General features: G+C 36.3%; 9 protein-coding genes. 3 read left to right on the forward strand and 6 right to left on the reverse strand.

What is annotated here, in order from left to right:
• Window positions 1-15: 15 nt before the first annotated feature.
• The 4 genes from ACS3UD_RS13025 to ACS3UD_RS13040 form a co-directional block, all read right to left on the reverse strand.
• Complete coding sequence (locus ACS3UD_RS13025; RefSeq protein ID WP_308139202.1) at window positions 16-1848, reverse strand: O-antigen ligase family protein; 1833 nt, start codon at window positions 1846-1848, stop codon at window positions 16-18.
• 113 nt (window positions 1849-1961) lie between these two features.
• Entirely contained in the window at window positions 1962-2927 is a 966-nt protein-coding gene (locus ACS3UD_RS13030; RefSeq protein WP_440977630.1) for an LCP family protein, read from the reverse strand.
• A gap of 379 nt (window positions 2928-3306) precedes the next feature.
• Window positions 3307-6099, reverse strand: a complete 2793-nt coding sequence (locus ACS3UD_RS13035) for an S-layer homology domain-containing protein (protein WP_308139200.1) — start codon at window positions 6097-6099, stop codon at window positions 3307-3309.
• 325 nt (window positions 6100-6424) lie between these two features.
• On the reverse strand, window positions 6425-6973 hold the full coding sequence (locus tag ACS3UD_RS13040; protein ID WP_308139199.1) for a hypothetical protein: 549 nt from the start codon (window positions 6971-6973) through the stop codon (window positions 6425-6427).
• A 126-nt stretch (window positions 6974-7099) separates the two neighbouring features.
• Between ACS3UD_RS13040 and ACS3UD_RS13045 the strand changes: the two genes are divergently transcribed.
• The 3 genes from ACS3UD_RS13045 to ACS3UD_RS13055 all read left to right on the forward strand — a co-directional run bounded on the left by ACS3UD_RS13045 (window position 7100) and on the right by ACS3UD_RS13055 (window position 11716).
• The gene (locus tag ACS3UD_RS13045; protein WP_308139198.1) at window positions 7100-8116 is read left to right on the forward strand and encodes a M14 family zinc carboxypeptidase; all 1017 of its coding nucleotides are present in this window, start codon (window positions 7100-7102) and stop codon (window positions 8114-8116) included.
• Between the two features lie 81 nt (window positions 8117-8197).
• A complete protein-coding gene (locus ACS3UD_RS13050; RefSeq protein WP_308139197.1) occupies window positions 8198-9445 on the forward strand; it encodes a competence/damage-inducible protein A in 1248 nt (415 codons plus the stop codon).
• Window positions 9446-9634: 189 nt separating this feature from the next.
• A complete protein-coding gene (locus ACS3UD_RS13055; RefSeq protein WP_308139196.1) occupies window positions 9635-11716 on the forward strand; it encodes a methyl-accepting chemotaxis protein in 2082 nt (693 codons plus the stop codon).
• Between the two features lie 247 nt (window positions 11717-11963).
• On the opposite strand, the gene ACS3UD_RS13060 is transcribed toward ACS3UD_RS13055, so the two are convergent.
• Window positions 11964-13496: a Na+/H+ antiporter NhaC family protein gene (locus tag ACS3UD_RS13060; RefSeq protein ID WP_308139195.1), complete on the reverse strand. Its 1533-nt coding sequence runs from the start codon at window positions 13494-13496 to the stop codon at window positions 11964-11966.
• Between the two features lie 19 nt (window positions 13497-13515).
• Complete coding sequence (locus ACS3UD_RS13065; protein ID WP_308139194.1) at window positions 13516-14619, reverse strand: alanine dehydrogenase; 1104 nt, start codon at window positions 14617-14619, stop codon at window positions 13516-13518.
• Window positions 14620-14696 lie beyond the last annotated feature (77 nt).

Raw genomic sequence — 14696 nt, forward strand, 5'->3', positions numbered from 1 at the left:
TTCCCCCAATAAACATTAAGCAACATTGTTTTTCAATCTTAAGTTTATGCTTATACCTAATCCTAATATGATCCAAAATATAGGTGCAACGCTTACGATGCTATCATTAAAAATCGCTGCAGCTAAATATCCTATAATGCTTACAAGGCAGGATGCTCCTATTAATTTTTCTAGTGAATCAAAGGTTATTTTACTATACAATTTTAAACTGATAATAATATATACACCCCATGCTGCTAATAAGGACATAAGAGAAAAAACTCCTGTGTTAGTTGCAATTTGGAGGTATAAATTATGCGGTTTATCTACTACAGTATTTGGATCCGCAAATACGTAAGACTTAGCTAATATATCGTCCTGTGGAAAAGCCATAGGATAATTGTCCGGGCCTGATCCTGTGCCTATATATTTGTTCAATAATGGTATTGTTCTTCCCCATATATAGCCTCTGCCTGAAGCCAACTTTTCTAATCCATCAAGTAATTTGTAATTTTCTGCTTCTACAGGCTCAGCTATACGTCCTCCGGAGCTTATTAATTTAACTCCACTGTTTGTAAAATAAAAATTAAAATTTCTGCCCACTCTTGTGACAATAACTCCTGGATAATCTTTGGCAATCTTAATTTTATACCCAGCATATTTTCCAGCATTTATAGTAATTTCATTCCCTTTTGTGGTTATTTCAAGCTCATTATTGTTTTCATCCATAAAATATAACTTATTTCCATCAATTTTAAAATTTAATGTTTCTCTGTTTGTTTTTATAGTAAAACTATCTTGTCCTAAAATAATGTCTTCAAACTTAAATGCCTTTTCATTATTTTCCTTTATTAACTCAATTTGTTCTTTTATATTAAATGTCTTTAGCCTTGTAAATATTTTACCTTCAGAAGCTTTATTAAGACCAAATAATAATATTACAAAAACTATAATCAATCCAGCAAACAAAATCCAATATTTTTTTATAATCTTTCTGAACAACCACAAGGCAAATACTACCGCTACTACCATACCCAAGTATCCTGCCCTTGAATTACAGCCTATCCATACAAATATCATCAATACTACTGCTATTGCTGAAATAATTCTTTGTTTATTTGTTTTCGCTCCCAATAGAAAAGCAACAGACAGCGGCAACATTAAAGTAGCAAAGCTACCCACAAAGTTTGTATTAAACAGTGTACCATATATTGTCTTAGGTCCGAACGAAAATGATAGATCCTCAACAACTAAATTACTCGGCAGCATCAGTTTTTTCCCTATTTCTGTTTGAAAAAAGTCGTGTCCAAAATATTGCCCTACACCGATTATTCCTTCAACTATCATAAGGAATAAAAAGGCATTGGCGAACAGCCTTATATCTCTTTCATTGTTGACAAAATTAATAGTCAAAAATGTAAGTAGTACATAACTTAGCAACACAAACATGCCCTGGTACATATCTACAAATCCCCAGAGTGCTGTTTGTGTGTCTATGGCAAATATGGTTGATATAATTACAAATATTGCATAAATTCCTAATGGTATATAGTATTGTTTTAAATTCTTATATGGTAATTTCTTTTTCAAATATAAAATTATATAAAATACCAATGATATTGCTGTAAGTGTTACTACCCAGCGTGATTTCCAGTAGCTAAAAAAATCCAGGTACTGCTGCTGGCCTGTCCAGTACAAGGCTTGAGTTGTTCCGCTCAAATCCACATACTTTGCATGGACTATAAGAGGTACAAATCCCGCAATTAATAGCAGTGGCAAAAAGTAAAAGACAGATAGTCTTTTATTTTCATAATCTATAGTTATAGTGTTTTTTATTTTATTTGCTTTCTTTTCATTCTTGGTTTTCACATTGTTCTCCCACAGAAATAATTGTATTTACATTCGTATAATATTTTAACACCTTATTATATATGTTTCAATGGTTTTTGTATATATAAATGTTGCAATACTTACAATCTTTTCTAGTATCCCATATATTCTTTCAATAATTTTCTGTTCTCCGGCAAATCAGGAACAAGCACAGACATTCCACCTATCGTATCAGGTAAAAATTCGCCATCTGCAGGTATACGGTATGATTCTATTCCCGATGCATCCATAACAATCACCCTAGTTACCAGGCTCAAAATTTGTGAACTCGTTAAATTGGTTGTTACAAGAGGTAAGATGTCGTCTGACAGTTCCAGAAGTGTTTTTATATCAGAATTTTTAAGTTTTTCAAACACTGCAACAAGAACCTTTCTTTGGCGCTCTGTGCGTTCATAGTCATCGTTTCCGACATATCGTATTCGTGCATAGTTTAGTGCGACATCTCCTGTCAGACTGTTTATACCTGTTGTTAGATTTAATTCTTGAGACCTGCTAAGATAGTATGCTTCATCCTCATTTAATTCTATATCAACTCCGCCAATTTTATCGATTATTTTTTCAAACCCGGAAAAATCTACCTCTATACAGCCATCTATTCCTATGTCGAAGTTTTCTTCAACAGTCTCAGTTAGGAGATCCATTCCTCCAAAAGCATAAGACGCATTAATTTTATTGTCTTCATATCCTGGTATCTCAATATACATATCCCTCATTAGGGATATCAGTTTTATAGAATCGCTTTTTTTATTTAATGAGGCTATAATCATTGAGTCTGATCTTGCTCGTTCCTCTCCAGGTCTTTTGTCCTGTCCTATTAAAAGTATGTTAACTATATTTTTGTTTGTTAATGAATCTATGCTACTGTCTCTCGGTTCGCTGTTTCGGCTTGGTACATTTGATGTCCTGCTTATATCTTCATTTGGAAGCAGTGTCTTTTCCTTATAATTGATTTTGTTCAAATATGAGTTTATATATATTGTACCCAGTAATAGAATCATAGACGTTATTATAATTGCATACAATAATTTTGAATGTAGTAGTTTCTTTATATTTTGCATTTTATTATTCCTTATGTTTTTATCTTATCTATTATATTATTACCCGGCTTCATATACAACTCTTTTTAAGTAACTTGGTGCGAAAAATATTAAAAGCTGAGAAAAGTACATATTAAATTCTTTTATTTGTACTTTTACTAATGGATACACTGAAAGTGTAAACAACAAAATGGTTTAGAAACAGAATTCTTCATGTTATGAATTAAAAATTATGGCTATTAAGCTAGTACTAGCTTAATAGCCATAGATAATATTGTATTTTGTAACTTTATTTAGTATTAGGATTTAAGACCCCCAGCAATTGACAAGGAGCCAAAAACATAAATAACGGTTAAGATTTTATCTTAACCGTTATTTTTATAACCTTAGCAAAGAATGATTATTCAACAATTTTTGTTAAAGATACAACTACTCCATCTTTAATTTCTATATCCTTTACTTTATCACCTACTACTAAAGCTCTTTCATCTTCAGTTTCACCCATTATATCTTCATACCCTACAGCAATGATAGTACCATCTTCACCATAAATTGCTGTATCAGAATCAAATGTCAGAGTCTTAGTTCCATCAACAACTACTTTTGTAAATGTAGAGTTAATATAAGTTACTTCTCTTACATCTTCGTCTGTTTCATCATCAGATGTTTCATTATAGTCACTGTCTTTAATTACTATAAGAACAACTTCTCCGCCATAAACATATACATCAAGTATTGACTCATTCTTTTCGATTGCAGATAATTTTCTTATAGCATCCACATCGCCTGCATCATCAAGCTCAACTATTGTAGCATCTTCAGCTAATGTCAGCCATCCTTTTCCAGAAATTTCAATAGTTCCTGAACTGTTGCTAACACCTGTAGCCACTTTATTTTTAAACATTTCTAAATCATCGCTAGAAACAGCTCCAGGTGTAACTACATCTGTAACTATTCCATCATCATCAATGTCTAATGCATAAACTGTTTTAACATCAGTTACAAGGCTATCTTCATCTGTATAAAGAGGATCTACCAATTTGCCATCTAAATAAGCCTTTAATGCTTGAACTTCATCGCCATTTTGTTTAGCTTCTTGTACTTTAGTAATATATGCAAATTTGTAATTAAGTCCATCAACATCTTCTGTCAAAAGAACTTCTATTTCACCGTTTTTATTACGTACAGCAATTCCTTCAACCTTAGTATCTAACTTATTTTCTGCAACTGCTTCTTCATCTTTAACGCTAAATAATAAAGCATTGTCAGCTAATTTAAATGATGATTTTGTTGTGTCTAAATCTACAGATCCAGAAGCTACTTCCTCTAATCTTGTAATTTCGTTGCTAGAATTTAATTTGATTTTTAATACTGTGTAATCTTCAGCTTCAAGATCAGAATTCGTAGGATCAGCTGTAGGTTCAAATTTTACAAAGTTTACTGCTGTTATATCATCAGTAGGAGTGCCTGTAAATAAATCTTCTACCTTGTTTCCTTCTTCTGTTGCATATTCATATTTTGCACTTCCTGTTATTTTTCCATCAGAATTCAATTTAACATATACATTATATATTACTTCGTCTCCTGACTGAGTTATAACTTTTAACCTAGGATAATCATCGATACTGTTTTTGAATCCATCTTTATCAATTTTTCCAACTGCAGTTCCAATAACAACAACATAATCAGTAGCGCCATCTGCTTCTCCATCAAATGCAGCTATTTTTCCGTTATGATCCAAGTAGAATACACCTGTATCTCCAAGTAACAGACTATCTTCAGCACCTGATGTTGTACTTAATTTGTATTTAGTACCATCAACATAAACGTCAGTTCCACCAATTCTTGTAATTTCACCTTCAACAGTGTCTCTTGTTACTACAAGTGTTGTAAATTCGTCATCTTCTGCAAGATATTCAACAACGACATCGTCAATTGCTATATCTTCAAGAGAATCAACCGCACCCTTAACTATAATTTTATTGAAATCAGGTTCGTCTTTGCTGTTTTCAGGTAATGTGAATACGTCAACTTTAGTATCTCCATCTTCATATTCTTCTTCTACTCTTGCAACCTTTGTCTGAGTTTCAAGAACAAAGCCGTCAACTTCATCCTCTTCTATTTTACCGTTTGATTTGTCGCCTTCATTTGCAACAATTTTAATAGTTTCAACTTCATCGTTTACGTATTTAAAAGTGGCATCGCTCTTAACTGCACGATTTTCAAATACATTAGCTGGAAGTTCAGCTTCAAGCTTTTCAGCATCATCAACTGTAAAGTCAACTTTTTCAATTGAACCATTTTCAGTTTCAATTGCTACAGTAGCTATTTTTCCGTTTTTTGAAATAGTTACTTCGTCAATTTCACCTTCAACAACTAATGAATTAGAATCTTTAATATATACAACTTCGTCATCGTCATTCAAGTAAACTTCCAAATTCTGATACATATATGGAGCTAAATCAACAAAATCGCCTGCATAATTTTTGTTTGTAGGATCAAATAAATCAGAAGATACTACATAGTTTTCATCCAATTCTGCTATTCTGCTAAGCAACTCTTTTGTTTTACCTTTTCCATCAACAACGTCTTTTACATTTTTGTCGTTGTCAACAGTGACAATTTTAGCTTCCAGTGCATTAAACATTGCCTGTGCAACTCCACCTCTGTCAGCTCCAGCAACATCAATTTTAACATTTTTAGTAATTCCAAGTTCTGCAGCTTTTACTTTGAAGTTTGAAGGCCAAGTTCCTTTAATTTCATTACAATCGTCAGTATAACCTAAGCCTCTAACAATCATAGTTAAAACTTCATCATAAGTTACAGTTCTTTCAGGATCGAATTTACCATCGCCTGTACCAATAACAATGCCTTTTCCTGCTGCCAATGCAATCCAAGGATCTGCCCAGTGTCCCTGAGTATCTGTAAAGTTACTCTGTGAACCTGCTACTAAATCTCCATATCCAAGAAGCTGAACCATTAATTTAGCCATCTCAGCTCTTGTTACAGTTTTTTCAGGTTTGTATGTGCCGTCTTCATAACCTGTAACTACGTTTAACGCAACCAATGTATTAATTGCATCTTCGTAATCATCTCCATCAACTACGTCTGTAAATGATGTGCTTGCAAATGCAAAGCTCATGCTTGATAATACCATTGCTATTACCAAAACAAGTGATAATACTTTTTTCATTCTTTGTTTCCTCCTGTGAAATTTGTACGGGTGTTCAGGCCCCCGACGCCTTCATTGTGTCAGCACAATGACTATAAGATTATAACACCGTAGAATTATGTAGTCAATAAAATTAGATTCAATGTAACCTTACTGTAATATTCACAGTGTTCGTGCTAACATCTCATGTATATAATATAGCATATGTTTTTGCAAGTAATATTACAGAAGTGTTACAGGTTGGACAGTTTGACTTACTAATGTTTAAGTATGGCTTATGGGGCAAGGGATGTAGAAAAACAGGGTTCAGTATATACCGAACCCCTTGAAATTTATGTGGTTTTTATTACATGTCATCTGTGTCATCAAAGTCGCCGATGTCGCTCACTGAGCTGTTTCCGTGCTTTTTTACTATGATTTCGTACAATGACAGGCAGCCTGATACTGTTAGTATTATACCGATTATAGTTATTACTGTATTCAGAGCGGCTTTTGCGCTGAGGATGCAGAAGAGAGCAAACAGCACTCCTATAACATTGATTATAATCATTACTATGTCGGAATAATCTTTTTCTTTTATTGTTTTAAACAGCGTCGGTACCGTAAAGTATAATATGACGGCTCCTATGAGAAGCATCGTAAGCTCTGTCTTGATTATGCCTGCAATTGATGCCGCCGTTGCCACTGAATAGTTTATTTTTTCTTTTGAGGTCATGTATCTGTACGTCATTTTTATGTTGACTATACAGAATATGAGCAATATAAGCATTGCAATTCTGACCGCCAGCGCTCCTATGTATTCGGATGCAAGTATGAATATAATTCCTGCCAGAGTCATGGACAGGCTCATGATTTTAATGGTCTTAGGTTTTAAATTTAAATTCGTAAACAACATAACTCCACCCCCCTGGGACTGATAACTAATTATAACATTTTGCCGTTGGTATATCAATTTATAAATTATTGAATAAAGCGAGGTTTTTATATTATAATAATTTTATTACAAATGATGAGGTTAATTATGAATAAGCATATAGTTGATACGTCTGATACTTATTATTTAGATAGAATTTATGGAGATATTGATGAGCTGTGTGGAATTTACAGCGACATTTTGAGCAAAGAGATTATAGGAAAATCCGTTGAAGGAAGGGATATTGCTGCATTGAAGCTGAGCAGCGGCAAAGGAAGAACATCCGTTCTTCTTGCGGGAGGTATACATGCCCGGGAGGATTTTTCGGTTATGCTTTGTATGAAGATGCTTGATTACTACTGTTATTATTATAAGGAAGATAAAAATTTTGGCGAGTATGATGTGAAAAAAATTATAGATAATGTTGACATGTACTTTATTCCCGTTGTTAACCCGGACGGTCTAAATATTGTGCATAACGGACTAAAAGCTTCATCTAATTATAATGCACTGAAAAAAATGAAAATCTGGGGCGAGGATCATACATACTGGAAGGCTAATGCAAACGGTGTTGATTTGAATAAGAATTTTGATGACGGAAACTGGGAAATAAGAACCTGCGTTCCGGGAACCCATGTGCCGTGCTCTGACAGATTTAAGGGTTTCGCACCCGGCAGCGAACCTGAGACACAAGCTCTGACAGATTTCTGCAGCAGACATAGCTTTTCTCTGATGGCGACCTATCATTGCTCGGGAAACTGCACGTTTTGGGCTGACAGCGGAACCCACGGTATGTTTAGCGGAATTGACGAAAAAATTATGAATGAGCTAAATAAAAAATATATTTATCGAAAGACTAAGATAAGTCAAGATCCGAAAGTTTACGGTTGCGGCTTTGAGAACTGGTTCCGGGCAAAAATGAAAAGGCCTGGGTTCTGCATAGAGCTTTCGCCCTTTGTTGAAGGCGGAAAACAGCACCCGGATTATATGTTTGACGAGCTTGTTTGGCAGCATGCCGGTACAACGGGACTATTTTTTGCCGAAAAGGCACTTTATGTGCATGATGAAATTTACGGTGACGCTGAGAGATATGCAGCGCTTACCAAGGAGGAAATTCTTCGCTGATGAATCTATGGCTGAAGGGTTGAATTATTTTATATTTAGATTTATAGTAGTTTTATATTAATTTACTTATGGGAGGATACAATGAATGCAGAAATACTTTGCGTAGGTACTGAGCTTTTGCATGGAGACATAGTCAATACAAATGCCCAATATATATCTAAAAAATTAGCTGAAATAGCTGTTGATGTTCATTATCAAACTGTGGTTGGAGACAATCCCGGAAGGATTAAGCAGTGCTTTGGAACCGCATTTTCCAGAGCTGACATAGTGATTTGTACGGGAGGTCTGGGCCCTACTCAGGATGATATAACCAAGAATGTACTGGCTGAATACTTCAACGTTGAAATGGTTTATGACGAAGAAAGTTTCCAGCATGTGAAGGATATGTACACCCACATTAAAAGAGACTTCCCTAAAAACAATATACGACAGGCATATTTCCCAAAGGGTTCTGTCATACTGAACAACCCTAACGGAACTGCAAATGCATGCATAATGAAAGGCAGTATAGACGGAAAAGAGAAAATAGGAATACTTCTGCCCGGGCCTCCTAAGGAAATGGAGCCGCTGGTGGATAACGAAGTTGTTCCATATCTGAAGCAGTACACGAAACAGGTAGTCTACGGTGAAAAGCTGGTGGTTGTCAATATAGGAGAATCTGCTGCCGAAGAAATGATAATTGACATAATTGAAAAACAGACAAACCCGACTATTGCTCCTTACGCAAGTGCCGGAAAGGTAATTTTCAGAATTACGGCCAAAGGGGAAAGCAAAGAAGACTGCATCAAAATGATTGAACCTGTCAAGGAAGAACTGACTAAAAGGTTCGGCAGAGAAAATGCGTATGTTTCCGAGACGGGAAAGGTCGAAGATAAGGCATCTGAACTGCTGCTTGAGAAAAATATTACCGTGGCTGCAGCAGAATCACTGACAGGAGGAATGGTTGCGTCGAGATTGGTAAGCTATCCGGGAATTTCAAAAGTTTTTATGGAGGGCTTCGTTACATACAGCAATGAAGCGAAAATGAATACTCTGAATGTTAAAAGAGATACGCTGAACAAATACGGTGCAGTAAGTGAGGAAACAGCAAAGGAAATGGCATACGGAGCAGCTAGAGCTGCCGGCACAGACCTGGGTGTTTCAACCACTGGAATAGCAGGGCCTGATGGAGGAACAAAGGAAAAACCCGTGGGACTTGCCTACGTTTGTGTCTATTACAAAAATAAGTTTACTGTCAATAAAATTATGGCTACAGGCTCAAGGGAAATCGTCAGAGACAGAGCCGCTACATCAGCTCTGGACTTGATAAGAAGCTGTATTGAAAAATAATTTCATTAATATAGAGCCAATGGCTGCAGCTTTTTTGCTGCAGCCATTTTTTGCTTAAAAATATAAATTTTTTCCATTTTAGGCTAATTATTATTATTTTTCATACGATATATTTGTAACACGCTGTCTGTCTTTGGCGAATTTTGTAGAATACTTTTCAAAAATTCCATATGAATGGAGGTTACAAAAATGAAAATTAATAGATTTCAAACATTGCGCTTTAAATTAAGCCTGGTCATAATTTTATTTGCTTTAGTTCCGGTACTTGTTCTCAGTACGGTTTTTATTAATAGAATGAAAGCAAGCGTTATATCAGAGCAGAAAACCGCTGTTGAAAAACAGCTGTCACTTGTCAGTGACAACATAGACGTTGTTTTCAGCGACATGCAAAACAATGTAAGCTATTTTGCCCATAACAGCACTATAAAGCTTGCAGATGACACTCTTACCTCATATGTAAACAACAAAACAAAAATTAAGATGACGCCCGGCAGCAACGGCGGTATTGAACAGCAGATTTTTCAGAATTTTAAGGAATTCGGAGAAACACACCCCAGTTATCAGTATGTGTTTATGGGAACGGAAAAAGGCGGGTACGTACAGTATCCCGATGGAAATATGGACGGTGCTTTTGACCCTCGCAAAAGGCCATGGTATCCCAGCGCCGCCGCAAACCCGGATGAGGTTATACTTGGTTCGCCGTACTATTTTGCCACAGATGACATTGTAATCATCGGAGCCTCTCAGGCAATTAAGGATGACAGAGGCAAATTTATAGGTGTTATGGCAGTGGATATGAGCCTTGATGTACTTACAACCATGTTTGAAGAAGCCAGCAAGGATTTTTACGGCTACTACATGCTTGTAGACTCAGACGGCACAATAATATCAGATCCCAGCAACACAGAAAATAATTTCAAAAATATTTCTGAGGCATATGATTCACAGTTAGCCGATGCGGTTTCCGCCAATGCTGATTTTAAGCCTTTTGAAATCAAAGGAAATAATTATTTGATAAAAAGCATTCATTCTGACAGCACAGATTGGAACTATGTCTCAGTTGTAGACGAGAAAGCAATGCTCAGTGCTGTAACCACTTTAGAAAAATTGATTTACATAGCAGTTATATTGATATTTGCAGCTGCAGTTGCATTTGCACTGATTGTAAGCAACAGCATTTCAAAACCGATCAAGGCAGTTGTAAAATCGGCAAATGAGGTTGCCGGCGGTGACTTTGACGTGAAAATAGATGTGAAGGCTGACGGTGAAGTGGGACTTTTGGTTGACTCATTTAAATCGATTGGAAAAACACTTCAAACATATAAATTATACATTGATGAAATATCCGTCATACTAAATCAAATAGCTGACGGCAATATGAATTTCAAGCTTAAGTCTGATTACATAGGCGAATTTAAAAAAATAAAAGATGCTTTGTTAAATATTTCAAATACACTTACCTACACATTAAGTGAAATAAAAATAGCTTCAGACCAGATTGCAAACGGTTCTGACCAGGTTGCAGCAGGTGCTCAGGCTCTCAGCCAGGGAGCAACGGAGCAGGCTTCCTCTATCCAGGAGCTGTCGGCAACAATACAGGATATTTCATCACAGATTGATGATAATGCAAAGGCGGCACAAAATGCAAACACTCTCTCCAACCAAACCGAGACAGACATATCGGAAGCCAACTTGGACATGCAGAAGCTTATGACGGCAATGAAGGAGATAAATGATAAGTCAAATGAAATCAGCAATATCATAAAAACAATAGATAATATTGCATTCCAGACAAATATTCTGGCTCTTAACGCAGCCGTTGAAGCTGCAAGGGCGGGAAGTGCAGGAAAGGGCTTTGCGGTTGTAGCTGATGAGGTTAGAAATCTTGCTCAAAAATCGGCTGAAGCCGCCAAGGATACAACAACGCTAATAAGTGATACGGTTCAGGCTGTAACTAAGGGAACACAAATAGCTGAAAAAACAGCCTCATCATTGAACGCTGTTGTAGAAAAAACAGACGGATTGAAGACACTTATTGAAAGCATCGCCCAAGCCAGCATTCATCAGGCAGAAGGTTCCAGCCAGATTGCGACAGGCATAGAACAAATTTCTGCGGTTGTTCAGACAAACTCCGCAACATCGGAGGAAAGCGCCGCGGCAAGCGAGGAGCTTTCAAGCCAGGCAGTACTGCTGAATGGGCTTGTAACTAAGTTTCAGCTGAATGATGATGTGTCAGACAATGACAATGATGAATTAAGCAAATCATATTAATTTCCTCCAAATATTTATATAAAGGAAACTCATCGGGGATAACTACTCGATGAGTTTCCTTTTGCTATTATGTTGGCTTATATTTCATTTGCTATTTTATATTTCTGAAATTTCCGCTGTCATCTGTAACAGCATCTCCCATGTAGAATCCTCCTGTAGGTGTATGACGCCAACAATTCCCTGTTATCAGAAAAGAAGTGACGCCATATACAGACACCGTGCCCTGTAAAATTTGAGTGTAATTATATTATTCTACCGTAACTTTCTTGGTAGTGTATTTCTTCAGGCTAATTTTGTGCAAAAGGTAGATTAGCGCAAACAAAACCGCTATGCCGGGAATTAGTATTGCCGAGCTTTGATATAATCCCGCAAATATATACATAACACATGCAACTGCAGCAACAGTAAGCGCATATGGAAATTGTGTTTTAAAATGGTCAATATGATCGCATGCTGCCCCCATTGAAGCTAATAATGTCGTATCGGACAAAGGAGAACAATGGTCGCCAAATAGTCCTCCGTTTATGATGGCTGCTACTGTTACCAAGACAGGTGCACCCATCTGAATAGCTATAGGAATGCCAATAGGCATTAAAATTGCATAAGGTCCCCAGGATGAACCTGTAGGCAGTGACATTAAACATCCGACTATAAACATAATGGCCGGAAGGAAAGCAGGATTCAAAAAGTCTTTTGTAACGTCCATTATATAATAAGCAGTTCCAAGATCTTTTGTAACACTTCCCAATGACCAGGCAAAAACCATCAGTACCATCAGGTATACCATGTCTTTCATTCCGTCAAATACAGTTGTTTCAGCCTCTTTTACAGTAAATATTTTACTTCTTATGGATATTACCGCAGCCAGTATGCCCCCGGTTATAAATCCCAAGGATATTCCCTGTCTGATTACAGAACCTTTTAAGCTGGCTGCAGGGAAACCATTCATAAAAAACACTGTAAACATTACAATAAGAAGCGCCGCTAAAGGTAAAAGTACAGCTTTGGCTTGAGGTACAACCCCTTCAGGAAGTTTTGCTTCTTTTGTATTTCTTAATGGAACCGCCCCTTCTCTGAGTACCAATCCTCCCTCTGCACGTTTTTGAGCCGCAAGCATTGGACCGTAATCAAATTGGGTATATGCGACATATCCTACCATTAATAGTGTAAGTATGCTGTAGAACTGAAACGGTACCGCACCAACAAATATATCCCAGCTTGTCATACTGTAAGCTGGCAACGCGTCAAGTTCCACTTGAATCAAACCCATAATATATACTCCCCAGCTTATTATAGGAACCAATGAACATATAGGTGATGAAGTAGCATCCAGAACATATGCAAATTTCTCTCTTGACACTTTATACTTATCTCCTATGGGTTGGAAGATAGGTCCTACTAAAAGAGAATTTGCCGAGTCGGAAAACCATACGAAAATTCCTCCAAACCACATTGACAATTCAGCTTTTCTTTTGGTGTTTATCATCTTACCTGCAAACTTTGCAAATGCCGCTGCTCCGCCTGTTGCACCAATTAGGGCTACAAACGCTCCAATTATCAGTAAGTTTGTTAGTGACTGCACATTTGAATCAGATGCAATTTGAGCATATATGTAATTTGGGATTAAATTTGAAAATCCCAGGATAGGATTCCAACCGGCCAAAGCAGTCGCTCCAAAATACAAACCAACAAAAAGTGAAAATAAAACGTTTTTAGTCTTTATAGCCAGAATGATTGCTATTATTGGCGGTAAAATTGATATAAAACCATAGTGTTCCATAAAACCTCCCGTTTTTAAATTATATTTTTAAATTGTTCAAATAGTTTGACAAAGAGCTTCTGAAAAGTGCCCTTTCGAAAAAATTATCACTTTCTTTGTCTATTTCTTCAATATCCTTGGTCAGCAAGATGTTTAAATAATCCTTTATGATCACCTCATAAAATTGAATTGATTCTTTTGGCGTTACTCCAGGCCACGCATTGCAGCTTACGGTCGTTCTTCTATTGCTGTGTTCTACATTTTGAGGAAGATTATTGTACAGCTCATCATTATTATAGATTATCATTTTGGACAAATTTCCCAGAATTGTTCCTTCAATTGGTTTAAACTGACCTTCATCATATCTGTCTGCTGCCAAATCAAGAATTATTGCATGATCAGGCAAGTAACCTAAAGATTTGTTTTCAATTATCACTTCACTGAGATCCCTGCGACTTGTAGCATCTACTAAAATATCTGTAGTTTCCAGTATAGTCTTCATTAAATTGTGGCTGTATGTAACAGTTCTTGGGAGCAATTTGATAATGATTCCGGGAATATTTTTACCCAGGAATTCTTCATCGCCAAGAATCTCAAAGGATCTAGCACAATGCTGAGCAACAAATCCAACCCCCAGCACCGTCACGTTAATAGGCCTCCTGTGCGGGCTGTAAAAACCGGGCATTGACTTTTTCAACTCTTTAAAAGCAATAGCTGAACCGTTGTAAGCTGTTCTGAAATAGTCAACAAAGATTCTTTTTCCATAATCATCAACAATTGCATCCATAGAAAAAGATTTTACTCCTTTTCTTTTGAATAGCTCAACATATGATACCCTTGTGTGATAATGGCACATTGTAAAGATACTGCATCCGTCCTTAAGTTTTTCAAGATTCTTTAGTTCGGGCATTTTAATAATTACTATCAAATCCTTGTTGTAAACTTCTTCTTCCGCAACAAATTTTATCTTTGGATTTGCCTCAATGTAATCGATTTCATTTAATCCAAATCCAGACCCATAACCTTTTTCTAAAAACACTTCAATGTTATTGAATTTCTTTAAATAACTAAATAGGGAAGGAAGAAAATCCCTTACATCACCTCCAAAATTTTTGATTTTAGGAAATCCTACTGTCAATATCATCTCTATCACCTCTTCATGTATGTAACTTCAATTACATCAAAGCAAAACCCATGCCATTTTTCTAAAATTTTAGAGAT

The organism is Sedimentibacter sp. LTW-03, from assembly GCF_052059825.1.
GTDB lineage: Bacteria > Bacillota > Clostridia > Tissierellales > Sedimentibacteraceae > Sedimentibacter.